Source organism: Variovorax sp. 05T418 (assembly GCF_056396385.1).
This window is the reverse complement of the sequence record NZ_JBFTLJ010000001.1, coordinates 230,618-254,463: the sequence shown is the minus strand read 5'-3', so window position 1 is coordinate 254,463 and position 23,846 is coordinate 230,618. Positions and strand designations below refer to the sequence as shown.

The 23,846-nt window shown below is 67.6% G+C and carries 25 protein-coding genes; 18 read left to right on the top strand and 7 right to left on the bottom strand.

What is annotated here, in order from left to right:
* Positions 1 to 4: 4 nt before the first annotated feature.
* From AC1DMS_RS01285 to AC1DMS_RS01210, 16 genes are all read left to right on the top strand, one after another.
* Positions 5 to 2,104 carry a PAS domain S-box protein gene (locus AC1DMS_RS01285; protein WP_015865633.1) on the top strand — a complete coding sequence of 700 codons (2,100 nt, stop codon included), beginning with the start codon at positions 5 to 7 and terminating at the stop codon, positions 2,102 to 2,104.
* Between the two features lie 104 nt (positions 2,105 to 2,208).
* Positions 2,209 to 2,556 (top strand): type II toxin-antitoxin system prevent-host-death family antitoxin, encoded by a 348-nt coding sequence (locus AC1DMS_RS01280; RefSeq protein ID WP_015865634.1) that lies wholly within the window; start codon positions 2,209 to 2,211, stop codon positions 2,554 to 2,556.
* The gene (locus AC1DMS_RS01275) at positions 2,556 to 3,203 is read left to right on the top strand and encodes an AAA family ATPase (RefSeq protein WP_015865635.1); all 648 of its coding nucleotides are present in this window, start codon (positions 2,556 to 2,558) and stop codon (positions 3,201 to 3,203) included. Before AC1DMS_RS01280 ends, AC1DMS_RS01275 begins: the two co-directional genes overlap by 1 nt.
* A 364-nt stretch (positions 3,204 to 3,567) precedes the next feature.
* On the top strand, positions 3,568 to 4,467 hold the full coding sequence (locus tag AC1DMS_RS01270; RefSeq protein ID WP_015865636.1) for a LysR family transcriptional regulator: 900 nt from the start codon (positions 3,568 to 3,570) through the stop codon (positions 4,465 to 4,467).
* 135 nt (positions 4,468 to 4,602) lie between these two features.
* Complete coding sequence (locus AC1DMS_RS01265) at positions 4,603 to 5,616, top strand: tripartite tricarboxylate transporter substrate binding protein (RefSeq protein WP_015865637.1); 1,014 nt, start codon at positions 4,603 to 4,605, stop codon at positions 5,614 to 5,616.
* Positions 5,617 to 5,664: 48 nt separating this feature from the next.
* Positions 5,665 to 6,354, top strand: coding sequence for an RraA family protein (locus tag AC1DMS_RS01260; RefSeq protein ID WP_015865638.1), 690 nt, complete (start codon positions 5,665 to 5,667; stop codon positions 6,352 to 6,354).
* Positions 6,351 to 7,280, top strand: a complete 930-nt coding sequence (locus AC1DMS_RS01255) for an NAD(P)-dependent oxidoreductase (protein ID WP_015865639.1) — start codon at positions 6,351 to 6,353, stop codon at positions 7,278 to 7,280. The genes AC1DMS_RS01260 and AC1DMS_RS01255 overlap by 4 nt, the downstream gene beginning before the upstream one ends.
* A 157-nt stretch (positions 7,281 to 7,437) precedes the next feature.
* Positions 7,438 to 8,568, top strand: coding sequence for a saccharopine dehydrogenase C-terminal domain-containing protein (locus tag AC1DMS_RS01250; RefSeq protein WP_015865640.1), 1,131 nt, complete (start codon positions 7,438 to 7,440; stop codon positions 8,566 to 8,568).
* Between the two features lie 97 nt (positions 8,569 to 8,665).
* Positions 8,666 to 10,417 carry a thiamine pyrophosphate-binding protein gene (locus AC1DMS_RS01245; RefSeq protein ID WP_015865641.1) on the top strand — a complete coding sequence of 584 codons (1,752 nt, stop codon included), beginning with the start codon at positions 8,666 to 8,668 and terminating at the stop codon, positions 10,415 to 10,417.
* Positions 10,418 to 10,478: 61 nt separating this feature from the next.
* Complete coding sequence (locus tag AC1DMS_RS01240) at positions 10,479 to 11,735, top strand: FAD-dependent oxidoreductase (RefSeq protein WP_015865642.1); 1,257 nt, start codon at positions 10,479 to 10,481, stop codon at positions 11,733 to 11,735.
* Positions 11,736 to 12,065: 330 nt separating this feature from the next.
* Entirely contained in the window at positions 12,066 to 12,806 is a 741-nt protein-coding gene (locus AC1DMS_RS01235) for a transporter substrate-binding domain-containing protein (protein ID WP_369664965.1), read from the top strand.
* Between the two features lie 9 nt (positions 12,807 to 12,815).
* Entirely contained in the window at positions 12,816 to 13,610 is a 795-nt protein-coding gene (locus AC1DMS_RS01230; RefSeq protein ID WP_015865644.1) for an amino acid ABC transporter permease, read from the top strand.
* 1 nt (position 13,611) lies between these two features.
* Positions 13,612 to 14,412, top strand: coding sequence for an amino acid ABC transporter ATP-binding protein (locus AC1DMS_RS01225; RefSeq protein WP_015865645.1), 801 nt, complete (start codon positions 13,612 to 13,614; stop codon positions 14,410 to 14,412).
* Positions 14,412 to 14,798 (top strand): GFA family protein, encoded by a 387-nt coding sequence (locus AC1DMS_RS01220; RefSeq protein WP_015865646.1) that lies wholly within the window; start codon positions 14,412 to 14,414, stop codon positions 14,796 to 14,798. The genes AC1DMS_RS01225 and AC1DMS_RS01220 overlap by 1 nt, the downstream gene beginning before the upstream one ends.
* A 37-nt stretch (positions 14,799 to 14,835) precedes the next feature.
* Positions 14,836 to 15,297 (top strand): Lrp/AsnC family transcriptional regulator, encoded by a 462-nt coding sequence (locus AC1DMS_RS01215; RefSeq protein WP_015865647.1) that lies wholly within the window; start codon positions 14,836 to 14,838, stop codon positions 15,295 to 15,297.
* Positions 15,298 to 15,310: 13 nt separating this feature from the next.
* A complete protein-coding gene (locus AC1DMS_RS01210) occupies positions 15,311 to 15,988 on the top strand; it encodes an aspartate/glutamate racemase family protein (RefSeq protein WP_015865648.1) in 678 nt (225 codons plus the stop codon).
* A 1-nt stretch (position 15,989) separates the two neighbouring features.
* On the opposite strand, the gene AC1DMS_RS01205 is transcribed toward AC1DMS_RS01210, so the two are convergent.
* Entirely contained in the window at positions 15,990 to 16,916 is a 927-nt protein-coding gene (locus AC1DMS_RS01205) for a LysR family transcriptional regulator (RefSeq protein WP_015865649.1), read from the bottom strand.
* A gap of 136 nt (positions 16,917 to 17,052) precedes the next feature.
* Between AC1DMS_RS01205 and AC1DMS_RS01200 the strand changes: the two genes are divergently transcribed.
* Positions 17,053 to 17,460, top strand: a complete 408-nt coding sequence (locus AC1DMS_RS01200) for a RidA family protein (protein WP_015865650.1) — start codon at positions 17,053 to 17,055, stop codon at positions 17,458 to 17,460.
* On the opposite strand, the gene AC1DMS_RS01195 is transcribed toward AC1DMS_RS01200, so the two are convergent.
* Entirely contained in the window at positions 17,417 to 18,187 is a 771-nt protein-coding gene (locus AC1DMS_RS01195; protein WP_015865651.1) for an FCD domain-containing protein, read from the bottom strand. The two genes, AC1DMS_RS01200 and AC1DMS_RS01195, sit on opposite strands and share 44 nt — an antisense overlap.
* Positions 18,188 to 18,280: 93 nt before the next feature.
* Between AC1DMS_RS01195 and AC1DMS_RS01190 the strand changes: the two genes are divergently transcribed.
* The gene (locus tag AC1DMS_RS01190) at positions 18,281 to 18,967 is read left to right on the top strand and encodes an RraA family protein (protein ID WP_015865652.1); all 687 of its coding nucleotides are present in this window, start codon (positions 18,281 to 18,283) and stop codon (positions 18,965 to 18,967) included.
* Between the two features lie 34 nt (positions 18,968 to 19,001).
* Here the strand turns inward: AC1DMS_RS01190 and AC1DMS_RS01185 are convergent, their stop codons facing one another.
* The 5 genes from AC1DMS_RS01185 to AC1DMS_RS01165 form a co-directional block, all read right to left on the bottom strand.
* Positions 19,002 to 19,688: a GntR family transcriptional regulator gene (locus tag AC1DMS_RS01185; RefSeq protein WP_015865653.1), complete on the bottom strand. Its 687-nt coding sequence runs from the start codon at positions 19,686 to 19,688 to the stop codon at positions 19,002 to 19,004.
* 74 nt (positions 19,689 to 19,762) lie between these two features.
* The gene (gene hydA / locus AC1DMS_RS01180) at positions 19,763 to 21,217 is read right to left on the bottom strand and encodes a dihydropyrimidinase (RefSeq protein WP_015865654.1); all 1,455 of its coding nucleotides are present in this window, start codon (positions 21,215 to 21,217) and stop codon (positions 19,763 to 19,765) included.
* Between the two features lie 13 nt (positions 21,218 to 21,230).
* Positions 21,231 to 21,956 (bottom strand): amino acid ABC transporter permease, encoded by a 726-nt coding sequence (locus tag AC1DMS_RS01175; protein WP_015865655.1) that lies wholly within the window; start codon positions 21,954 to 21,956, stop codon positions 21,231 to 21,233.
* A 45-nt stretch (positions 21,957 to 22,001) separates the two neighbouring features.
* Positions 22,002 to 22,832, bottom strand: coding sequence for an ABC transporter substrate-binding protein (locus AC1DMS_RS01170; RefSeq protein ID WP_015865656.1), 831 nt, complete (start codon positions 22,830 to 22,832; stop codon positions 22,002 to 22,004).
* Positions 22,833 to 22,884: 52 nt separating this feature from the next.
* Positions 22,885 to 23,781: a dihydrodipicolinate synthase family protein gene (locus AC1DMS_RS01165; protein WP_015865657.1), complete on the bottom strand. Its 897-nt coding sequence runs from the start codon at positions 23,779 to 23,781 to the stop codon at positions 22,885 to 22,887.
* Between the last annotated feature and the right edge of the window lie 65 nt (positions 23,782 to 23,846).

Sequence of the window (23,846 nt, the reverse complement as noted above, 5' to 3'; positions counted from 1 at the left end):
GCCGATGAACCCGCCCTCTTCCCCGGTCGCCCCCACCCTTCCGGGACTGCCCTCGGGCGTTGAAGAGAGCAGCGTCTTTCGTTCGCTCTTCGTTTCCTACCCTGACTCGCTGCTGCTGGTCGACCAGGCCGGCCGCATCGTGCTGGCCAACCCCGCGGCAGCCAGCCTGCTGGGCTACGCGGTCGACGAGCTGGTGGGCCTGAACGTCGATGCGCTGGTGCCCGACAGCATCCGCCCGCGCCACGCCTCCTACCGCGAGGCCTACGGCCGCGCGCCGCGCCCGCGGCCCATGGGCACGCAGATGGAGCTGGTCGCCAAGCGCAAGGACGGCAGCGAGGTGATGGTCGAGATCGCGCTCAGCCCGCTGCAGAGCCAGGGCCTGCCCTTCGTGGTGGCCGCCATCCGCGACATCGGCGCCTATCCCCGCGTGAAGCAGGCGCTGCAGCGGGCGCGCTACAGCGACTACCTCGCGCAGCTGGGCCGCCTGGCCGTGGACACCCGCGACCTGCAGGTGGTGCTCGACCACGTGCCCGCCATGGCCGCGGAAGCGCTGGAGGTCGAGGTGGCCGTGGTGCTGCTGCTGGAGAACAGCCGCCTCGAATTCCGCGTGGCGAGCGGCGTGGGCCTGGTGCCCGGAGAAGAAATCGGCGCGCGCATTCCCAGCCATGCGAACACGCCGCCGGGTTTCGTGTTTGCCGAGGGGCGGCCGGTGGTGGTGGCCGACTACGGCAACGAGCGGCGCTTCGCGGTGCCGCAGGCGTATCTCGATGCCGGGCTGGTCAGCGCGCTGGCCGTGCCCTTCTACGACCGGGGCCGGTTCATCGGCGTGCTGGCCGTGCGATCGCGCGAGGCCAAGCGCTTTGGCGACGAGGAGCTGCGCTTCCTCGAATCGCTTTCCAACCTGCTGGCCACCAGCCTGCAGCGGGTGCAGACCGAAGAGGCGCTCAGCCATGCCCAGCGGCTCGAAAGCGTCGGCCAGCTCACGGGCGGCATTGCGCACGACTTCAACAACCTGCTCACCATCATCCAGGGCAACCTGCAGGTGCTCGAAGAGCTGCCCGCCATTGCACAGGACGGCTACGCCCAGCAGCTGGTGGGCGCCGCGGCGCGGGCCTCGCGGCGCGGCGCCGAGCTCACGGGCAAGCTGCTGGCCTTTTCGCGCCGGCAGATGCTGCAGCCCAACGCGGTGGACACGCATGCGATGCTGCATTCGCTGGCCGACATGTTGCGGCGCACGCTCGACCAGCGCATCGGCATCGCGATCGATGCGGCGCCGGGCTGCCCGCCGGTGCTCGCCGATCCCGGACAGCTCGAATCGGCATTGCTGAACATTGCCATCAACGCGCGCGACGCCATGCCCGAGGGTGGCACGCTGCACTTTCGCGCCGAGGCCTGCGGCGCGCTGCCGCCCGAGGTGCACAACGAGCTCAGCGACCAGGATGCGCACGGCAGCTTCGTTGCCATTTCGGTGGCCGACAGCGGCACGGGCATGACCGAGGAAGTGAGGGAGCGCGCCTTCGAGCCCTTCTTCACGACCAAGGAAGCCGGCCGCGGCACCGGCCTGGGCCTGAGCACGGTGTACGGCTTCGTGAAGCAGTCCAAGGGCGCCGTGGCCATCGAAACGCGGTCGGGCGCGGGAACGACCGTGACGCTCTATCTTCCCCAGCTGTACGACCCGGCGCCTGCGGCCGCAGAGGAGGAAGACGAAGAGCAGGCCATCCCCGCCGGCCTGCGGGTCATGCTGGTCGAGGACGACGCCGAGGTGCGCCGGGTGGTTCACACCTTTCTCGCGACGCTCGGCTGCAGCGTGGTGACCGCGGCCAATGCCGAGCAGGCGCTGCTGAGCATGGAAACGGATGCGGATTCCTTCGACGTGCTGCTCAGCGACATCGCGCTCGGAGCCGGCATGCGCGGAACCCGGCTCGCCGCCGAGGCGCAGCAGCGCTTTCCGCGGCTCGCCATTCTCCTGATGTCCGGCTTTTCGTCGGAGCTGCTCGACGCCGACCGCGACGTGCCGCAAGGCTGGGAGCTGCTGCGCAAGCCCTACACGCGCGGCGAACTCGCGCGCGCCCTGGCCCGGGTGCTGGCGGCCGCACGGCCCTAGCCGGCGGTTGCCGCCGCAGCCTTTGCAGCGCCCGCAATCCGCCATAACCGGCCATTTTGTCCAATTTTGCTATTTTTGCCATAATGGCGCCAAAGGAGCACACCATGGCCGCCATCCTGCCAAACCTCGATGAACTGCCGCGTCAGAACGCATCCCAGGTCAAGAACCGCTGGGGCGACGTGGTCCGCCAGGTCCAGAAGACCGGCAGCCTGGCCGTGACCAACCATTCGACGGTGGAGATGGTGCTACTGACCGCAGCCACCTACAACCAGCTGGTGGAAGACGCGCAGGCGCTCAAGGCGCGCGAGCAGTCGGTGCTCGACGAGCTCGGGCGCCGCTTCGACGTGCGCCTGGGCGTGCTGCAGCAGCCCGAAGCAGCCGCGCAGATGGGCAAGCTGTTCGCCGCCAAGGGCAAGCTCGGGCGCCGCCCGAAGGCGGGCGACACCTTCTGATGGCGGCGGCCGCCCGCCCCTTCATCCTGGTGCTGGCCGGTGTCAACGGCGCGGGCAAGAGCTCGGTCGGTGGTGCCCTGCTCGCCGAGCACGGCTTGACCTGGTTCAACCCCGACACCTGCGCGCGCGAGCTCATCGCGCAGCTCGGGATCACGCCCGAAGAGGCGAACGCCCGCGCATGGAATCTGGGCCGCGAGCGGCTGGAAGCGGCCATCGCGCAGCGTTCCAACTACGCCTTCGAGACCACGCTGGGCGCGAGCACCATTCCCGCGCTGCTCGCGCGCGCCGCGTCGAGCCACGACGTGGTCATGATCTTCTGCGGGCTGTCTTCGCCCGAGCAGCACATCGCCCGCGTGCGGGCGCGCGTGACGCGCGGCGGCCACGACATTCCAGAGGCCAAGATCCGCGAGCGCTGGATCGCCTCGCGCGCCAACCTCATCAAGCTGCTGCCCAAGCTCACGCGGCTGCAGGTCTTCGACAACAGCGCGGAGGCGCCGCCCGGCGGCGACATTGCGGACCCGGTGCTGGTGCTCGAACTGAGCGCGGGCGAACCCGTCTTTCCGCAGCCGGGCGACCTGGCCGCGCTCGCGGCCACGCCGGCCTGGGCGCGGCCGATCGTGCAGGCGGCGATCGAGCTGCTGGGCTGAGGCCTCGCCGGACTGAGCCGAGGGCGGAAGAGAGGATGCCGCCGGCCTCGAGGACCCGCACTGCAGGCGGGTGCCATAAGGCCACCTCTACCAGCGCCGGCAAGCATCCATTGCAGTGTGGCTCGCGAACGTGAAGCGCAGATGACTTGGCGGGGAGCGGCCGGGCTCGGCAGAGTAACGGATCGAAACTCCGCTGGTTCCGCAGCCGAGGGCTGGACAGGCGCCAACCCTGAACGGAACGCCGATCCCGAGATGCTGGGCGCTATATTGCGCACAGCCCGTGTCCACCGTGCACGGGACAAGACCATTCGCTCGAAGGCCTCGGCGCCACGCGTCGCGCAAGAGCAAAACCAGGAGATTTTTTTTGGACCTGCGCGACCTGCAGTACTTCGAGGTCATTGCCGAGCTCGAGCACATGGGCCGTGCCTCGGAGCGGCTGCACCGCACCCAGCCTGCGCTGACGAGCTGCGTCAAGCGCCTGGAAGAAGCCTGCGGCGCGGCCCTGTTCGAGCGAACGGGCCGCGGCATCCGCCTCACGGCGGCCGGCAAGGCCTTGCTCAAGTGGGCACAGCGCACGCGCTTCGATGTGGAAAGCGCGCGCCGCGAGATCGGCGACATCGGCCGCGGCCTGGCGGGCAACATCCGCATCGGCATCGTGCCCACGGCCGCGCAGTTCCTGCTTCCGCCGGCGGCGCGGGAGCTGATGGGCGAGGCGCCGGGCATCACGCTTCGCACGACGGTGGCGCTGGGCGACATCCTGACGCCGCTGCTGCGGTCCGGCGAGATCGACCTGATGGTCGGCACGGAGGGCACGCAGGAGCCGGGCTTCACCTCGAAGCTGCTCGCCGAAGACCCGATCGTGGTTGCCGCGACCAGCTCGCACGAGATCTTCAAGAAGGCCAAGCCGACGCTCAAGGACCTGGCCGGCTACCGCTGGGTGCTGCAACCGCCCGGCGCGCCGACGCGCGACTGGCTGGACCAGACCTTCGACCGCAGCCACCTGCCGCGGCCCCAGGTGCAGGTGGAAAGCACGATGCTGCTGATGCTGCCGAGCCTGATCGACGAGACCGGCCTGCTGAGCTTCATCTCGCGGCTGCACCTGCAGGAAGGCCGCTCGGGCGCGGCGCTGCGCGAGGTCAAGGTCCGGGGCGTGACGATGCGCCGGCGCATGGTCGTCACCTACCGCGAGAGCGGCTACCTCTCGCCGGCAGCGCAGCGCCTGGTGGTGCTGCTGGCCAGGCACGGGCGTTTCCGGTCGCGCTGATACCCCAAGCGGCATTTATCGGTTCCAAGAAATTATCGATTGGACCGCTGGCGAAGCAGCGCGAATACTTGCCTCCATCGAACGCACCGGACCCGCTTCACAGGGCCGGGCAGTTCGGCCACAGGAGACAAGTTCATGCCCTCATTCCCGCTTCGTGCCGGCGCTTCGCGTCGTCGTCTCGCCATCGCCGCCGCAGCACTGGTGGCCGGCGCCACCCTCCTCGCACCTGCCGGCGCTCTTGCGCAGGCCCCGTATCCGTCGCGGCCGATCCGGCTGATCGTGCCGTTCCCGGCCGGCGGCGGCACCGACCTGATTGCGCGTGAAGTTGCCAACAAGGTCGCCACCAGCAACGGCTGGTCGATCGTCATCGACAACAAGCCCGGCTCGGGCGGCAACCTCGGGGTCGATGCGGCCGCCAAGGCAGCGCCCGACGGCTACACGCTGGTGCTCGGCCAGACCAGCAACCTGGCGATCAATCCCACGCTCTACGCCAGGCTGCCCTACAACCCCGAGAAGGATCTGACGCCGATCGGCCTCGTGGCCAGCGCGCCGCTGGTGCTGGTGGTGGCGGCCGACTCGCCGTACAAGACATTGGCCGACGTGGTGGCCGCGGCCAAGGCCAGGCCCGATGCGCTCAACTACGCGAGCTCGGGCAGCGGCACGGTGGCGCACCTGGCGACCGAGCTCTTCCAGAAGACCGCCGACGTCAGGTTCACGCACGTGCCCTACAAGGGCGCCGCGCAGGGATCGACCGACCTGATCGGCGGCCAGGTCCAGATGTACATGTCCTCGGTGCCGACGCTGATCGGGCACATCAAGAGCGGCAAGATGCGCCCGATCGTCGTCACCTCGCGCAAGCGCACCGCCGACCTTCCCGGTGCGCCAACGGTGGACGAGTCGGGCTACAAGGGCTTCGAGGCCGCGACATGGTTCGGCGTTGCGGGTCCGGCCGGCCTGCCGAAGGACGTGGTGGCCAAGCTCAACGCGGCGTTCAACAAGGCGCTGCAGGACCCCGAGGTCAAGCGCAAGCTCGCAAGCCAGGGCGCCGAGGTGAAGGGCAGCACGCCGGAGGAGTTCGGCGCCTACATCCGCGAAGAAATGGTGCGCTGGGGCAAGGTCGTCAAGGACTCGGGCGCCAAGGTCGATTGAGGCGCACGCCGCACTGAACCTCCCCTCTTCATTCCTCCAAGAGAAACCATGTCCTCCAACCCTCCCGACATCATCCGCAATTTCGAGCGCGTGCCCGCGCACGTCGTGGCGCAGGCCGCCGAACTGCAGCCCGCCATCCTGGCCGACGTGGCCGGCCGCCGAGGCGCGATGCATGGCCGCATCAAGGCGCTGCGCCCACGCATGAAGCTGGCCGGCCCCGCCTTCACGGTGGAAGTGCGGCCCGGCGACAACCTCATGATCCACGCCGCCATCGCAATGGCCAGGCCCGGCGACGTGCTGGTGATCGACGGCAAGGGCGACCAAGGCTCGGCGCTCATGGGCACCATCATGATGACGGCCTGCCAGAAGCTCGGCATCGCGGGCGTGGTGATGGACGGCGCCTGCCGCGACAGCCTCGAGATCGACGAGATGGACTACCCCGTGTTCTGCGTGGGCACCAACCCGAACGGCCCGACCAAGAACATCGCCGGGCGCATCGGCCATCCCGTCTCGGTCGGCGACGTCACGGTGCGCGCGGGCGACTTCGTGATTGCCGACGGCGACGGCGTGGTGGTGGTCGAGCGCGAGAAGATCGAGGCGCTGCTGCCCGCGGCGGCCCGCAAGGTCAGCGACGAGGCCGCACGCATTGCCGCCATCAAGGAAGGCGACACCGCGGCCAAGTGGCTGAACAGCGCACTGCGCACGGCCGGCGTGCTCAAGGAAGGAGAGACCCTGTGAGCACCATCGTGGTGACCGGCGCCGACCTGGCGCCGCAGGCCATCGCGCTGCTCGAGGGCCACGAGATCGTCTACGCCGGCAAGACGCCGACCGAAGACGACCTGGTGGCGCTGTGCCGCGCGCACGACCCCGTGGCCATCATCGTGCGCTACGGCAAGGTCGGCGCCGCGGTGATGGATGCGGCGCCCTCGCTGCGCGTGATCTCCAAGCACGGCAGCGGCACCGACACCATCGACAAGGCCGCGGCCCGGGCGCGCGGCATCGAGGTCGTCGCGGCGGCCGGTGCGAATGCCGCTGCGGTGGCCGAGCAGGCACTGGCCCTGCTGCTGGCCTGCGCCAAGTCGGTCGTGGCGCTGGACGCGCGCATGCACGCCGGCCACTGGGACAAGGCCACGCACAAGAGCCTCGAGCTCGGCGGCCGCACCATCGGGCTGATCGGCCTGGGTGCGATCGGACTGCGCTTTGCCCGCATGGCCGATGCGCTGGGCATGCGCGTGATCGGCTTCGATCCCTATGCCGCGAATCTTCCGCCCCATGTGACGCCGGTCGACCTGCCGGCGATCTGGCGCGAGTCGGATGCGATCTCGCTGCACTGCCCGCTGACGGAAGACAACCGCGGCATGGTCAACGCCGGCACGCTGGCGCGGTGCAAGCGCGGCGTGATCCTGGTGAACACCGCGCGCGGCGGCCTCGTCGACGAGGCGGCGCTGCTGGCCGCGGTGCGCTCGGGCCAGGTCGGCATGGCGGGCCTGGACAGCTTCGCGGTCGAGCCCATGGCCGCCGGCCACCCGTTCCAGGGCGAGGAGAACTTCGTGCTGAGCCCGCACATCGGCGGCGTGACCGGCGATGCCTATGTGAACATGGGCGTCGGCGCGGCGAAGAACGTGCTGCAGGTGCTCGCACGGCAGCCGGTCGCCACGGCCTGAACCGGAGGGCGCGGGCCGCCCCTCGCGCGAAAACGTCACGCCCCTTCGTCGAAACGTCGAGAACACTGCCGCCTTCGCCGTTCTGCTCTCTACCGCCTGCCAGCCTTCGCTTCTACATTTTCTCTACGGAGCTGTGGCTCTTTTCTGGAGAAACAAAATGTCGAAGCTGCAAGTCAAGAATGTTCTGGTGCTGGGTGCGGGCAAGGTGGGCAGCACGGTGGCGGACATGATCGCCGAATACCACCGCATCCCGGTGACGCTGGCCGACCAGCGCGCCGGCACGCCGTCCAATGATCCGCTGGTGCGGCAGATCACGCTGAACGTGGAGGACGAAGCGGCGCTGGCCGGCGAACTGGCCGCGCACACGGTGGTCATCAACGCGCTGCCGTTCTTCCTGGCCGCGCGCGTGGCCACGCAGGCGGCGCGGCTGGGCGTGCACTACTTCGACCTCACGGAGGACGTGGCGGCCACGCATGCGATCCGCCAGCTTTCCGACGAAGCCACGTCGGTGCTGATGCCGCAAAGCGGCCTCGCGCCCGGCGTGATTGGCATGCTCGGCGGGCACCTGGCGGGGCACTTCGACGAGCTCTACGATCTGCGCCTTCGCGTCGGCGCGCTCACGCGCAATGCCACCAACAGCCTGCGCTACAACTTCACCTGGAGCATCGACGGCGTCATCAACGAGTACTGCAACGCCTGCGATGCGATCGTGAACGGCCAGCTCGTGTCGGTGCAGGCGCTGGAGGGCCATGAGACCTTCACGCTCGACGCCGAGGCCTTCGAGGCCTTCAATACATCCGGCGGCCTGGGCACGCTGTGCGAGACGCTGCGCGGCAAGGTGCGCAACCTCGACTACAAGACCATCCGCTATCCGGGCCACCGCGATGCGATGAACTTCCTCTTGCACGACCTGCGCCTGATCGAGCGCCGCGACCTGCTGCGCCAGGTGCTCGAGCACGCGGTGCCGCACAGCCGCGAAGACGTGGTGATCGTGTTCGCGTCGGCCTCGGGCATGCGCGGCGGCCGCTTCGAGCAGGAAACCCGCCTGGGCCGCGTGTTCGGCGCCAGGCTTCGCGGCAAGGACCGCACCGCCATCGAGCTCACCACGGCGGCCGGCGTGGTCGGCGTGTTCGAGCTGCTGCAGCAAGGCAAGCTGCCCCGCGCCGGCTTTGTCGGGCAGGAGCAGGCGCCGCTCGAGGCCTTTCTCTCGACGCGCGTGGGCCACTACTACCAGGGGCTTGGCGTGAGCGCCTCCAGCCCTTCGCAGCAGAAGCTCGCCGAAGCCTGAGCCTGAGTGCTTCGCGCAAGCCGCGGCCGGGGAGCGCAAGGCCCCGGCCCGCCCCTGTCTCTCTTTCTTCTTTTTCAATCCGGACTGGAGTTTTGCCATGCGTGGTGCAGACGTGCTCGTGCAGATGTTGATCAACTACGGTGTCGACGTACTTTTCGGTGTGCCCGGCGACACCAACGTGCCGTTCTACGAGGCGCTGCAGCGCCGCCACGGCGACATCGAGCACGTCATGGCCCGCGACGAACGCTCGGCCGGCTACATGGCCGACGCCTATGCGCGGCTGACCGACAGGCCCGGCATCTTCGAATGCCCCTCGGGCGCCGGCGCGATGTACTCGCTGCCGCCGCTGGCGGAATCGAATGCTTCCTCGGTGCCGGTCATCCTGCTGACCATCGACCTGCCGCTGCCCGGCGAAGGCCGCGGCATGATCACCGAGCTCGACTGCGCCAGGCTGTTCGAACCCGTCACCAAAATGTCGGTGCAGGTGAAGTCGCCCGAGAAGCTGCCCGAGATCGTTCGCCGCGCATTCCGCGTGGCCTGCTCCGGCACGCCCGGCGCCGTGCACCTGCAGATCCCGGAAGACATGCTGCTGGCGGAGATCGACCCCGACGCCATCTCGCTGCACGCCGAGCCCGAATGCAGGACCTTCCCGGCCTTTCCGATGGCGCCAGCGCCCGGCAAGGTGGGCGAGCTTTTCGCGCTGCTGCGGAAGGCCTCGAAGCCGCTCTTCGTCGCGGGCGGCGGCGTGAACCGCTCCTGCGCCGGCAGCGCGCTCACCGAGGTGGCCGCGAAGCTCAACGTGCCCGTGGTCAACACGATCACCGGCCAGGGCGCGCTGCCCGACGATCACCGCCTGGCCATCGGCGTCATCGGCGACAACGGCTTTCATCCGCATGCCAACCGCGCGCTCGAGGAATCGGACCTGGTGATCTTCGTCGGCTCGCGCATGGGCTCCGTCGTCACCGTGGGCTGGACCTTCCCCAAGTCGACGCTCAACAAGCGCGTGGTGCAGATCGACATCAACCCCGAGCGCCTTGCCAACAACTACGAGAACCTGCTGTCGATCGCCGCGGATGCGCAGCTGGTGTTGAAGCAGATCCTGAACGAGGCGCCCGTCGATTTCGATGGCTCGAAGCACACGCCCTGGATCGACCATCTCAACACTTACCGGGCGAACTTCTGGGACCATGCCGAAGGCGTGCTCTCGCTGAGTGACGTGCCGCTGCGGCCCGAGCGCGTGGTGCGCGAATTCGGCAAGCAGCTCGAGAAGTACGGCCAGGCCGTGCACATTCTTTCGGATGCCGGCACACCCACGCCCTACATGACGCGCTTCCTGCGCATCGGGGACCGCCGCACGCGCTTCGTCATTCCGCGTGCCTTCGGCGGCCTGGGCTCGGCGATTCCCGCGGTGGTCGGCGCCTGGTATGCCGACAAGACCCGCCGGCCGATCGGCATGTTCGGCGACGGCTCTTTCAACATGGCCGTCGGCGAGCTCGAGACGCTGGTTCGCAAGAAGGTGCCGGCGCTGCTGATGCTGTTCAACAACGGCTGCTTCGGCTGGATCAAGGGGCTGCACCGGCTCAAGGGCCACGACGAATGCTTTGGCGTGGACTTCCTGCCGCCGCGCGGCCAGGCCATTGCCGAGGCCTTCGACATCAAGGCCTGGACGGCCGCCACGCCCGGCGAACTGGTGCAGGCGCTCGATGAAGCCTTCGCGTATGACGGCCCCTGCCTCATCGACATCCACATCGAATCGCTGGCGGACCGCGTGCCGCCCGTGTATTCATGGCTGGCAAAAAAGAAGCTCGATCCGCTGGCGCTGGCGCCGGAAGACGTGGCCTATCTGTAGACCCGATCGCGGCGCCGGCGGTTCGCGATAGACTTTTCGGCGAATGAACCGATTGGCCTGAATGAAGAACACTGTTGCCGTGCTCGGCGCCGGCATCGTCGGCGTGTCGTGTGCCCTCGAGCTCCAGCGGCGGGGTTTCGACGTGACGGTCTTCGACCGCACCGCCCCGGGCCGTGAAACCTCCTACGGCAATGCCGGCGTGATCGCCCGCAGCTCGCTGATGCCGTTCAACCATCCGGGGTTGTGGTCCTCGCTTCCCAGACTGCTGAAGAACAGCTCCGCGGGCTTTCGCTACAACCCGCTTTTCCTCGCGAAGAACCTGCCATGGGCGCTGAAGTTCCTGGCCAACGCGCGCGCGGCGGTCTTTCATGAAACGACCGCGGCGCTCGATGCACTGATCCGGCTTTCGACGCAGGAGCACCTGCGGCTGCTGGGCGGAGCGGGCGCGGCGCACCGCCTGCGCACGAACGGGTGGCTCTTTCTCTACCGCAGCGAGGAAGGCTTTCTCGGCGGCCAGCGCTCGCGGGACACTTTCAAGAAATTCGGCATTGCAACGCAGCTGCTCGATGCGCGAGAGCTCGCGCAGCTCGAGCCGCACCTGAAGCCGCTGTTCCCGCGCGCGCTGTGGATCCAGGACACGGCGTCGGTGGACAGCCCTGGCCAGGTGGTCGAGGCCTATGCCAGGCTTTTCACCGCGCGCGGAGGCCGCATCCGGCAGGCATCGATCGGCGGCCTGCGCCGATCGGATGCAGGCGATGCCTGGCAGCTCAGCGAAGACGGCGGCACGCTCCACGAGGCCTCGCGCGTCGTGCTCGCGCTGGGGCCGTGGAGCCGGGAGTTCGCGAAGAAGGCCTTGGGTCTGTCGGTGCCGATGGCGTACGAGCGCGGCTACCACATGCACTACGGGGCCGCCGGCGGCGCCTCGCTCGGGCGGCCGGTCTACGACACCGGCGGCGGCTATGTGCTGTCGCCGATGGAACAAGGCCTGCGCCTGTCCACCGGCGTGCAATTGACCGATCGCGAGGCGCCCCGGAATCTCGCGCAGCTCGACCTGGCGGAGCGCGCGGCGCGCGAGGCGTTTCCGCTCGAGGAGCGCCTTGACAAGGAAGCCTGGCTCGGCAGCCGCCCCACGCTGCCGGACAGCCGCCCGGTGATCGGCGAATGCCCGGGCCGCCCAGGCCTTTGGCTCGCCTTCGGCCATCAGCACATCGGCTTCAACACCGCTCCCGGAACGGCCGCGCTCCTGGGCGCAATGATGGCCGGCGAAGCCTGCGCCTTCGATCCCGCGCCGTTCCGGCCTTCACGCTTCCTGGGCTGAAGCCGCGCGGGGTGCACCGATCTGGCACCCGGGGCGTGCCCATGGTGCGACCCGGACATTCGAGCGCCGTCTGACGGAATCGGTCGTTTCGCATGCCCAGGATGACGGTATGACGAAAACTTCGCGCGATCCTGACGAAGTGCCGCATTGCTCGTGACTATCATGGCTCCTAGACTTCATTCGCGAGTCGAAGCCTTCCTTCTTATTCAAATGGCGAGCTTTTTGCTTGGAGACCCCATGACTACAAAACGAGCGATCCTTCGCACCCTCCTCGCGCTGACGAGCGCATGCACCCTCACCCTCAGCGTCGCCCAGGAGCCGGAAAGCTCGATGACCCGCGTCCAACGGACCAAGGTCCTGCGGGTGGGCGCGATCGCCGGGGCCATTCCGTACTTCAGCAAGGACCTGGTCTCGGGCAAGTGGGAAGGCTTCGGGCCCGACTTCTCCGAGAGCCTGGCGAAGAAGTTCGGCGCCAAGGTCGAGTATGTGGAAACCACCTGGGGCAACGCGGTGCTCGACCTGCAGTCGAACAAGATCGATGCGATGTTCGGCATGGCGCCGACGCCGGCGCGCAAGGAGGTCGTGAACTTCTCCGACACCCTGTTCGACAACACCTACACCGCCGTGTGCAAGAAGGGGTTCCCGACCAAGACCTGGGAGCAGCTGAACGCGCCGGAGAACAAGATCGTGGTCGACGTGGGCTCCAGCCACGACCAGCTCGCCACGCGCATCCTGCCGAAGGCCGACGTCCAGCGGCTGGAGAACTCGGGCTCCGCAACGCTCGCGCTGCAGGCCGGCCGCGCCGACTGCCAGATCCTGGTGATCCTGCTGGCGCAGCCGCTGCTGGCCAAGCGCGCCAACGTGGGCGTGATGCAGATCCCCACGCCGATCTACACCGCACCCGTGAGCATCGGCCTGCGCAAGGAAGCCGATCCGGCCATGCAGACAGCCGTCAACGCCTGGCTGGGAGAGGTTCGCGCCAAGGGCGAGGTCCGCAGCGTGATCCTGAAGAACATGGAAAAACTCGCCGGCGTTCCCGCCAGCGCCTTCCCGTCCGAAATCAAGTTCTGAGGCCGGGCCATGGAATACGCCGAATCGCAGGGGGCGCCCCGCTCGCGCTCCCGTCTGGGCATGGCCCTGATGGTGGTGCTCGCGCTGGCCGGTGCCTGGGCGCTGGTCAAGCACTTCGCCGGCGCCAGCGCGGCCTCCGCGGGCTACGACTGGGACTTCGCGGTGCTGTGGAAGTACCGCTCGCTGCTCATCAGCGGGCTGCTCTACACGCTGCTGTTCACGGTGGTCTGCGTGGTGCTCGGGCTGCTGGTGGGCGTGGTCACCGGCCTGGGGCGCCTGTCCACCAACCCGTACATCACGGCGCCGCTGCGCGCCTACATCGAGGTGTTCCGGTGCACGCCGGTGCTGGTGCAGCTCGTGTGGTTCTACTACGCGCTGCCCGTGCTCACCGGCCTCGAACTCTCGGCCACGGCCGCCGCCACGCTGTGCCTGACGCTCTACGGCGGCGCGTTCTATTCGGAGATCGTGCGCGGCGGGATCATCTCCATCGAGGCCGGCCAGACCGAGGCCGGCAAGGCGCTGGGCATGACGCGCCTGCAGCTGCTGCGCCGCATCCTGCTGCCGCAGGCGTTCAAGAAAATGGTGCCGCCGCTGATGAGCCAGTCGATCATGCAGCTGAAGAACACCTCGCTGCTCTCGGTGCTGGCCGTGCCGGACCTGCTGTACCAGGGCCAGGTGATCGCGCACGACACCTACCGGCCGCTGGAGCTCTACACCTTCATCGCCATTGCCTATTTCGCCGTGCTGCTGCCCATCACGATCTGGGCCAAGCGCATGGAATACGGCGTTGCCAAGGAAGCCTGACATGACGACACCCACCGTGATCGAGATCGCAGGCCTTCGAAAGTCCTTCGGCGCCCACGTGGTCCTCAAGGACATCTCGCTGAAGATCGAACGCGGCCAGGTGGTCGCAATGATCGGGCCTTCGGGTTCCGGCAAATCCACACTGCTTCGCTGCATCAACCTGCTGACGGTTCCAGACGGCGGACGCATCGCCGTCGGCGACCAGGCGATCCAGTTCAGCGGACGCGACACCGCGCTGCCGAACGAGCGCAAGCTCGCCAAGTTCCGCGCCTCCACCGGCATGGTGTTCCAGCACTTCAACCTGTTCCCCCACATGACCGCGCTGCAGAACGTCATGGAAGGCCCGGTCACCGTGCTCAAGACGCCCAAGGCCCAGGCAGCGGCCGAGGCCCGGGCGCTGCTGCAGAAGGTGGGGCTGCTCGAGCGCGCCGACTACTACCCCGACAAGCTCTCGGGCGGGCAGAAGCAGCGCGTGGCCATCGCCCGCGCGCTGGCCATGAAGCCGAACGTGATGCTGTTCGACGAGGCCACCTCGGCGCTGGATCCCGAGCTCGTCGGAGAAGTGCTGACCGTCATCAAGAGCCTGGCGAAGGAAGGCATGACCATGATCCTGGTCACCCATGAAATCGGCTTTGCGCGCGAGGTGGCGGACCAGGTGATCTTCATGCGCGATGGCGTCGTCGCGGAATGCGGGCCGCCCGGCATCGTCATCGACAACCCGCAGCAGGAGTCGACGCGCGCGTTCCTCGGCCGCTTCAAGGCGTCCGCCGGCACGGCCGAACCCGCTGCTGTCCTCGCCTAGTGAGCGGCGAGGCTCCTTCCGAAGAAGCCTGCGCGTGGCAGCAGGGGCGCTGCCACTGCGGCGCGGTGCGCTTCGAGTTCGTGCTGGCGTCGCACAAGGGCGTGAGCTGCAACTGCAGCTACTGCGTGCGCAAGGCGGCGCTGCACCACCGCGTGCCGGCCGGCAACTTCCGCCTGCTCATGGGCGCGGAGCAGCTGTCGAGCTACCGCTTCGGCACCATGCGCGCACGCCACTTCTTCTGCAGGACCTGCGGCATCCATACGCACTGCCATCCGCGGTCGGCCCCCGGCGAGGTCAATGTCAACCTGCATTGCGTCGACGCGCTGCAGGATGCGCGCATCGAGCTTTCCCTGCACGACGGCCGCAGCTGGGCCGCAGTGCCGTAGCATGCCGTCAAACGCCAGAACTTCACGAGACACCCCGATGGATGGAAGACTTGACGATCTCGACCGGCACCTGCTGAGCCTGCTCCAGGCCAACGCCAGGGAGCCCGCCGCCAACCTGGCGCGAAAGCTCAAGATCGCGCGCACCACCGTGGTCGCGCGCATCGCACGGCTCGAGCGCGAAGGCATCGTGGCGGGCTATGGCGTGCGCCTGGGCCACAAGCTCGAGCATGCGGCCGTTCGCGCGATCTGCGGGCTCAGCGTCAATGCCAAGAACGCGCCCGCGGTGATCCGGGCGCTCGAACGCGTGCCCGAAGTCGAGGAGCTCTCGGCCGTGAGCGGCCAGTTCGACTACATGGTCTTCCTGCGCTGCGACACGCCCGAAAAGCTCGATGTCCTCTTGGACCAGCTCGGCCAGTTGGAGGGCATCAACCAGACGCAGACCTCCATCGTGCTGAGCCGGAAGATCGACCGGCGCAGCGCCCTTCCCTCGGTCTCCTGATTCCTTGTTTGAGATGAACGCCGCTGCGCCTGGCTTTCTCGGTGTGCTGATGCTCGACACGCGCTTTCCGCGGCCGCCGGGCGATGTCGGCAACGCGCAGACCTATGGGCGGGCCGGCATCCCGGTGCGCTTTCTCGCGGTGCAGGGTGCATCACCCAGGCGCATCGTCGAAGAAGCCGATCCGCGCCTGGTCCAGCCTTTCGTCGACGCCGCGGTGCGGCTGGTGGCCGAAGGTGCGTCGATGATCACCACCAGCTGCGGTTTCCTGGCCGCCTACCAGGACGTGCTCTCGCAGGCGGTGCCGGTGCCGGTGCTGACCTCGAGCCTGCTGCAGGTGCGGCACTGCGCCCGTCCGGGCATCGTCACCTTCGATGCGCAATCACTGACGCCGCAGATCCTGCAGGCTGCCGGCGTGCCCGCGGGAACACCCGTCATGGGTGTGCGTCCAGGCTGCGAATTCCATCGCCGCATCCTGGACAACGACACCGTGCTCGACCTTGCCGAGGCGCAGCGCAATGTCGTCGAGGCGGCCGTGCGCCTGGTGCAGGCCTTTCCTTCCATCGAGCGCATCGTGCTCGAATGCACGAACATGCCGCCATACCGGGAGGCCGTGGCTGCGGCGGTCGGGCGCGAAGTGCATGACATCGAGACGATGATCCTGGAGGCCTGGCGCGAACGCTCGCCGGAGTGATTCAGGCATCCCCAAGCGCAGCAATCGGCGCATGCAGCGCCATCAGCTCGTCGATCCATTCGATGAACACGCGCAGCTTCGCGCTGGCATGCCGGTTCGGCGGGAACATCACGTACATCGGCATCGCGCCGAAGTGCCAGCCCTCGAACAGCGGCACCAGCTCGCCCTGGGCCACGTGGGGCGCGGCCATGTAGTGCGGCAGCCAGAGAACGCCCATGCCCGCCACGCCGGCCGCGAGGTAGGCATTGCCGTCGTCGACCGCGACCACATGGCGGCCCTGCAGTTCGATGTGCTCGGCGCCACGCTGCATGCGCAGCGCCGCGACCTTGCCGCTGCGCGTGCTCAGGTAGCCCACGATGCGGTGGTGGGTGCCCTCGAGCTCGTTCGGGTGCGCGGGTGTGCCGGCACGTTCCAGGTAGCACGGCGCCGCAAAGACACCGAGCCGCAGCTCGCCCACGCGGCGCGCCGTCAGCGATGAATCGGTGAGCTCGCCGCCGCGCAGCACGCAATCGACGTTGTCGCCGATCAGGTCGACCATGCGGTCGCTCACGCCGAGTTCGAGCTGGATCTCGGGATGGCGCGCATGGAACGCCGGCAGCGCAGGCACCAGGATCATGCGGGCGAACGGGGTGGGCACGTCCACGCGCAGGCGCCCCCTCGGCGAGGCCGAGGCGCCCAGCAGGCTGGCGTCCGCGTCCTCCAGGTCGGCGAGCAGCCGCACCACGCGGTCGTAGTAGGCCGCGCCCTCGGCCGTGACCCTGACCTGGCGCGTCGTGCGGTTGAAGAGCCTCACGCGCAGCCGCGCCTCCAGTTGCTGGACCAGCTGCGTCACGGTGGTCTTGCTCATGTGGAGCGTCTGCGCCGCCTTGGTGAAGCTGCCCGCCTCCACCACGCGGGCGAAGGCCTGCAACGCATCGAATCGGTCCATCTCTGTGCCTCGGTCGATTGTTTGGGCTGAGCAAACAGTCATTGTGCGTCCTGCCTGTTTATCTGGCGGCCGCGCGCTTCTAGAGTCCATCGATCGCAACCTCCCTTTCCAAGAAAGAAAGAAAGAAAGCCGAACCATGTCCGCACGCAACGTTGTTTTTCCCGCCGGCCGCCAGGCGCTCTATGCGCGCAACCGGTATTCGCCAGCCATCCGCTCCAACGGCTTTCTGTTCGTGTCGGGGCAGGTCGGCAGCCGGCCCGATGGCTCGCCGGAGCCCGACCTGGAGGCGCAGGTCCGGCTCGCGTTCGACAACCTCAACGCGATCCTCTCGGCCGCGGGCTGCAGCTTCGACGACGTGGTCGACGTAACGGTCTTCATCGTCGACCCTGAATCGAAGTTCGAAACCATCTGGAAGGTGGTTGGGGAATATTGGGGCGAGGCGCCGCACCCGACGCTGACGGGCATCGGCGTGACCTGGCTCTATGGCTTCCAGTTCGAGATCAAGGTGATCGCGAAGCTTCCGGACGAGCGCGCGGGCGGCTGACGGCCGGTCTGCCCTGGACCGGGAGCACCCTCAGCGCGCTCTCCATGTGCGAGAGCATGCATCGGCTCGCACCCTCTGCATCCCGGTTGCCGATCCGCTCGACGAGTTCGACGTGGGCATCCTGCACCTGTTGCAGGCTTGCTTTCGTCTTGCGCCGTTCCATGCCCTGGCGCGACTGCGCTTCCAGCGAGGCCCGGATCGATCCGATGATCTGGAACAGCAGCAGGTTTCCGCTCGCCCGCGAGATTTCCAGGTGCAGTTCCATATCGAGCGACGCGTACACCGCGGGGCGGCGAAGCTGCGCCTGCATCCGGATCACCAAATCAGACATCCGGGCCAGTTGCTCCGGCGTGCGGCGAAGCGCTGCCAATGCTGCAGCGCGGCCCTCGAGGCTTGCCCGCACGTCCATCAAGTCCTCCGTGGAATTGTCCAGGACCTGCACGGCGCGCGAAAAGTAGACGGCCAGCGCAGCCGCGTCCAGCTCGCGGCGAATCGTCGGGCTCTTGCCGTTCGAAATGTCGATCACACCCAAGCCCTTGAGGGTTCTCAGCGCCTCGCGCACGACGGTTCGGCTCACGCCGAGCAACTCACCCAGGCGCGCTTCCGAAGGCAGCGATGCTCCCGGGCCGAGCTTCGCGTCCTGTATGCGCTGCAGAAGGCTCTGAACGGCCTGCTCTGCAAGGGAAGTTCTCTCCAGTCGGCCCAGGACGAAGGGGTGTGCGGTCATGCGTCGGTCTCCTTACCTATCATACAGGTGGACAGGTTGTGCACGCGTGCCGCCATGGGTCCAATCCGCATTTCTTTCAGGAGGCAAGAAGCAATGTGGAAAGACGATGACGGACTGTTCGCCCTGATGCGCGCGCGCCTGTTCCCTGCGGTGGTCGGCGACATCCTCGACACCCTGGGTTTCATGCACCAGTTCCTGCCCCCGGCCATCAAGCCGGTCGAACGCTCCTTGGTCGTGGCGGGCCGCGCCATGCCCGTGCTGGAGACCCACTGCTTTGCGCGCTCCGAACCCGAGGGAAAGTCGCCGCTGAGCCGGCAGGCTTTCGGTCTGCTTTTCGAGGCGCTGGACGATCTCGCGCCGAACGAGGTCTACGTGGCAACGGGGTCGGCCCCCGAGTTCGCGCTGTGGGGAGGTCTGATGACCACGCGCGCCCTGCATCTGAAAGCAGCCGGCGCGGTTCTCGACGGGTATTCCCGCGATACGGCGGAGGTGCTCGAACTCGGCCTCCCGGTGTTTTCGCTTGGCGGCTATGCCCAGGACCAGGGCCCGCGAGGCAAGGTCGTCGACTATCGCGTGCCGGTGGAGATCCGGGGAATTCGAGTTCGCCCCGGCGACATCGTCTTCGGCGACCAGGACGGCGTGCTGATCATTCCGCGCGAGGCGGAGAAAGAGGCGATCAGCCTCGCGCTGGAGAAGGCCGACACGGAAAGCAGCGTGAGAAAAGCCATCAAGAACGGCATGAGCACGGTCGAGGCGTTCAAGACCTTCGGGGTGATGTGAGGAGGGCGGCCGCACATCGGCCGCGCCGGCGCCATCAACCGACGATCGCGCGCTTGACGTCCTCCTGAAGGCTGCGCAAATGCGCGCACATGGCGTTGCGTGCCAGCGCCGGATCGCGCGCACGCAGCGCATGGATGATCTCGCCGTGCTCGTCGTGGTTTTCGCGCTGGCGATGCAGCGGGCTGTGCAGCCGGAACAGACGCGCGTTCACGCGCAGCTCCTCGACCAGCCTCGGCAGCACGACGTTGCCGCTGGCCGCCGCAATGAGCAAGTGGAACCGGTCATCGAAATGCCAGTGCTCGGTCTCGTCATGCTCACCGGCGTCCAGCGACTTCAGGTCGGCCTCGAGCGCATCGATCTGCGCGTCGCTGATCTTGTCGATGGCGAGCACGATGGCTTCGCCCTCGATGATCTCGCGGGCTCGCATGCAGTCGAAGTATTCCTTGGTGCCCAGCGCGCGCACCGCATAGGAACGCGCATCGCGGCGCACCAGAAGCCCTTCGCCGGCGAGGCGCACCAGCGCCTCGCGCATCGGCGTGCGCGAGATCCGGAGTTCTTCCGCCAGGCGGCCTTCCTGCAGGGGACTGCCGGCCGAGATCTGGCGATCCAGGATCAAGGTGCGCAGGCGCGCATAGGCCTGTTCGGCCAGGCTGGCAGAGCGCACCTCGAGCGGTGCGATGGTGATGGTGGCGGGTTGGGCCGGACTGGGAAGACTGGGCATGCGACGACAAAAAAAGGTTTCCACAGGCGGTGTCGAAAAAGCTTAGCAGGCCGACCGCCGGGGGACGAATGGTCTCACAGCCATTTGTCCAGCGGACTGCCGGCGTTCGGCGTGCGCGGACGCAGGCAGGGCTGGAACTGCCCCGAGCCGGGTTCGGCCGAAAAGACGCCGTCCTGCCACACCACCCGCCCGCGCGAGACCGTGACTGCGGGCCAGGCCCGCAGCCGCATGCCTTCGTAGGGCGTGTAGTCGGCTGCGTGATGAAGCATGTCGTTGGCGATGACCTTCTCGCTTCCCGCTTCGAAGACATCCCAGACGACGAAATCGGCATCGCCTCCCACGGCGATCGTTCCCTTCTTCGGATACAGGCCATACATGCGCGCCGGGTTGGTGGCCGTGAGCTCGACGAAGCGGTGCACGTCGATGCGCCCGGCCAGCACGCCCTCGCTCATCAGCAGCGGCATGCGCGTCTCGACGCCGGGAATGCCGTTCGGAATGCGATCGAAGGAAGCGTCGTCGCCGGCCACGCGCTTGCCGTCGGGGCCGTCGATGTTGAACGCCGCATGGTCCGATGAGAAGACCGTGAAGAGGCCGCTCGCCAGGGCGTTCCAGATGAACTGCTGGTTGGCCTTGTCGCGCGGCGGCGGGCTGCAGATGCAGCGCGCACCGTGCATGGGATCGTCGGGATCGATGCCCAGGTCTTCCGCGCTCAGGAACAGGTACTGCGGGCAGGTTTCTGCAAAGATCGGCAGCCCGCGCCCGCGCGCCCAATGGATCTGCTCGACGGCCTCGCGGCCCGAGACATGCACGATGAGGACCGGCGTGTCGATCAGTTCCGCCAGCGCGATCGCGCGGTGCGTGGCTTCGCGCTCCACGGCCATCGGCCGCGAACTCGCGTGGTAGCGCGGTGCGGTGAGGCCCGCGTCCAGCAGCTGCTCGGTGAGCCAGGCGATGCAGTCGCTGTTCTCCGCGTGGATCATCGTCATTGCGCCCTGCCGGCGCGCCACCGCAAGCACCTCGATGATCTGGCGATCGTCCAGCTTCAGGTCCTCGTAGGTCATGTAGATCTTGAACGAGGTGTAGCCCTTCTCGATCAACGCGGGCAGCTCGCGCTGCGTCACGTCCCGGGTGGCGTCGGCGACGATCAGGTGAAAGGCGTAGTCGATCACCGCCTTGCCGTCGGCACGGCGGTGGTAATCGTCGACCGCGTCCTGGATGCTGCCGCCCTTTTGCTGCGCGGCAAAAGGCAGCACGGTGGTGGTGCCGCCGCAGGCCGCCGAGCGCGTTCCGGTGAAGAAGTCATCGGAGAAACGCGAGCCGTCCCCGGTGGGCTGGTCGAAGTGGCAATGGCCGTCGACACCGCCGGGCGTGACGAGCCGGCCGGCCGCATCGATCTCGCGCGCAGCACTGCCGTCGAGCTGCCGGGCGATGGCGCTGATGCGTCCGTCGCGAACGCCGATGTCGGCGCGGTAGCGGTCGCCCACGGTGGCGATGTCGGCGTTGCGAAGGATCAGGTCGTAGGGCTGCATGACGGGCTCCTGGCTAGCGTTGCTCGAGCACGACGTCGGCCGTGGCTGCCGCCACGGGCTCGCTCGCATTGCCGTAGGCGCGGCCATAGTGGCGCTCGATGCGGCGCTGGATGACGTCCCACACCGTCGTCATGAGCAGGTAGTAGATCGCGGCCACGATGAACAGCTCCAGCACCATGAACTTCTCCTGGATCAGCACCTGGGTGCGGCGCAGCAGCTCTTCCATCGAGATCACCGAAGTGATGGACGTGGTCTTGAGCAGGCCGTTGATGCTGTTGCCCAGCGTCGGGATGATCAGCCGCATCGCCTGCGGCATCACGATGTAGCGCATGCTCTGTGCGCTGCTGAAGCCGACGGCGCGCGCCGCGTTCGTCTGGCCGGCCGGCACCGACTGGATGCCGCCGCGCACCACTTCGGCGAGGTAGGCCGCCTCGTTGAGGATCAGGCCGAGCAGCGCCGACTCGACCACCGACAGCTTGAGGCCCAGCTGCGGCAGCCCGGTGTAGATGATGATCAGCTGGACCAGCAGCGGCGTGCCGCGGAACACCCAGATGTAGAAGTGCGCCGGCGCGGCGAGCCAGTCATGGCGCGACAGCCTGGCCAGGGCCAGGGCACATCCCACGACCAATCCGCCTGCAATGGCCGCCAGCGTCAGCCACAGGGTGGTGAACGCACCGCTCAGGATGTAGGGGTTGAACAGATAGCCGAAGAAGCCCGACCAGTTCCAGCCTTGTCCCATGGAAGTTCCTTGGTTGCCGAAGTCAATGGTGCGCAGCGAGGGCGCTCAGCTCGCCGGTCCCTTGACGACCACGGCGCCGTCGGTCGCCTTGACGCCGTACTGGTCGAGCAGCTTGTTGAAGGAGCCGTCGGCCTTCATGTCGTTGAGCACCTTGGCCACCGCAAGGGACAGTTCCTTGTTCTTCGCGGCCAGCGCGACCGGCGTCGGGAACAGGCCTTGCAGCACGCGGTCGAAGTCGCCGCGCTTCTGGTACTCGGCACCGGTGGAGTCGATCGACAGGGCCACCTCGACCTGGCCGGCGCGCAGCGCCTGGAACGCCATCGCGAAGTTCTCGAAGGTGCGGATGGTCATGCCCTTCAGGCCCTTGTCGGTCAGCTGCTTGTCGAGCTCGCGCGCCTTGCGCTCCTCGAAGCCGCCGATCTCCACGCCGATGCTCTTGCCCGACAGGTCCTCGGGCTTGCCGATCTTCAGCGGATTGCCCTTGGCGGTGCTGATGCTGATGGCCTGGTCTTCGTAGGGCAGCATCTGCATGAGCCTGGCGCGCTCGTCGGTGTAGAAGATGCCGGTGTTGATGACGTCCCAGCGGCCGGCCTGCAGGCCCGGGATCATGGCCAAGAACTCGATGCGCACGTACTCGGGCGTGAGGCACAGCCGCTTGGCAATGGCCTCGCCCAGTTCGACCCGCATGCCCTTGAGCGCACCGGTCTGGTCCACGAACTGCATCGGCGGCAGGGTCGGGTTGATCGACATCGTCAGCGTGCCCTTCTTCACCAGCGCGGCATCAGGCACGGGCGACTTGCAGGCCTGGGCGTTCGCGCCCCCGATCCCGAGAATGAAAAGAGCAGCGACCGAAGCGAGAGCGGGGAGCAGTTTCATGGTGATTTCCTGGTGGAGGTTGGACGAGGCGGCGTGGTGGCAAAAAGGGAGCTCAAGGCGCGATGGAGTCCAGCAGGCCGAGCCGATCGAGCGCGCGCCGCAGGTCGGCGGCATCGGCCTCAGGCAGGGGCAGGCGCGGCGCGCGCGGCTTGCCCACGGGCAGGCCCATCATCGAGAGGCCGTCCTTCGACGCAGCCACGTAGCGGTGGCCGCCGACCCAGCGCACGATCGGCAGCATCTGCTTGTAGAGCGCCAGCGCGGCGGGCATGTCGTGCTCGTCGGCCACCAGCTCGAACAGGCGGGCCGACATCTTCGGAATCAGGTTGGAGCACACCGCCACCCAGCCCTGGGCGCCGAGCCAGAACGACTCGTAGCCGAGGATGCCCGCGAACACCGTCATGCGGTCGCCGCACAGTTCGATGATGTCGCGCACCCGCGTGACCTCGAGCGTCGACTCCTTGATGTACCTGCAGTTGTCGATGCGCGAGAGGCGCGCCACCAGCTCGGGCTTGAGGTCCACATTGGCCGTGGCCGGGTTGTTGTAGACCATGATCGGCACGTTGATCGCCTCGCCCACCTTGCGGTAGTGCTCGAACAGTTCGTCGTCGGTGGGCGAGCTGTAGAACGGCGGAATGATCATCACGCCGTCGGCGCCCATGCCCTCGGCTTCGCGGCTCAGCCGCACGCACTCGTCGGTCCACTCCGCGCCGGTGCCGATCAGAACAGGCACGCGTTTTGCGGTCGTCTGCACACAGGTCTCGATCACCAGCTGCCGCTCCTCGGGCGTCAACGAGAGGAACTCCCCGGTGCTGCCCAGCGGAATCAGCCCGTGGATGCCCTCTTCGATCTGCCAGTCGACCAGCTTCTTGAGCGCAGGCACGTCCACGTGCTTTCCGTCGGCGGTCATGGGGGTGATCAGCACCGTATAGGTGCCTCGAAACGCTGTCATGGGTCGGTCCTCGGTGAAAAATCGGATGACTGAATGATCGTGTACGATTAGTATACGTATACATT